The sequence below is a fragment of the Rhodoplanes sp. SY1 genome, from assembly GCF_046000175.1.
Taxonomy (GTDB): Bacteria; Pseudomonadota; Alphaproteobacteria; order Rhizobiales; family Xanthobacteraceae; genus Rhodoplanes.
In genome coordinates, this window is record NZ_JBEOMB010000398.1 from 1 (window position 1) to 872 (window position 872).

The 872-nt window shown below is 70.1% G+C and carries 1 protein-coding gene; it reads left to right on the top strand.

The annotated features are described in order from the left end of the window. Positions 1-92 precede the first annotated feature (92 nt). Positions 93-872: alpha/beta fold hydrolase (locus tag ABTU92_RS29915; RefSeq protein WP_408095173.1), on the top strand; the 780-nt coding region annotated here is incomplete at its 3' end.

Below are 872 nucleotides of genomic sequence, written 5' to 3' on the forward strand. Positions count from 1 at the left end.
CGTCGACCGAAGCATCCGGCCATCCGGCGCTGGTCCGCTTCGGCGGCGGACGCCCCGGCTCGCCGCTCGTCGTCTTCATCACGGGCGGAGGGGTGCTCGGGCGCATCGCCTATGGGCCGCCCGCCGGACGGGCGTCCGACTTCCTGTGCCATTGGCTGCACGAGGAGGGCTTCGCCACCTTGGCGCTGTCCTATCCGATCGCCACGAGGGGCGTGTTCGACGTCGCGTTCCCGCGGTTCTCGATCACGGACTGGGCGGAGCAGAGCGCCGAGATCATCGCCCGCCACGTGGACGGGAATGGCCTCGCCGGAAACGTCATCGTCCTGGGGTGGAGCATGGGCGGGCGAATCGCCGAGCCGCTCCAGGCCGCGTTGCGACGGCGCGACAAGAGCATCGAGCTGTTCGTCGCGATGGCCGCCGCAACCGCGCTCCCCGATATCTTGCCGGGCCTGAACGGACTGCAGCCCGCGGCGAGCGGTCTCGCCTCGATTCGGGGCGCCTACTTGGACTGGTTGCTCCTCTGCCTCGCGGATCAGAACCGGATGGCCGGCCGCGTGGTGCTGGACGCGGAGACCTTCACGACAGAGATGACCGGCGACTTTCCGATCGGGCTCGCGGCTTCGGCGATGCGCTTTCGGGACGGTACCTTCGTGCACGATGCCGCGGACGACGCGCGTGAGGTCGGCGCCTCGCGATACGGCTCTTTTCCGCCGCTCGCCCTGATGACGCACGCGTCTCCCCTCGACGCCCGGCACGCCCTCACGGATCGTGCGACGTGGGGCGTCTTCATCACGCAGCAGCTTTGCGAGACGCACGTCTTTCCGCAGGCGAGCCACCTCTCGGCGCTCGCGCCCGAGAGGTGGGCGGCGCTG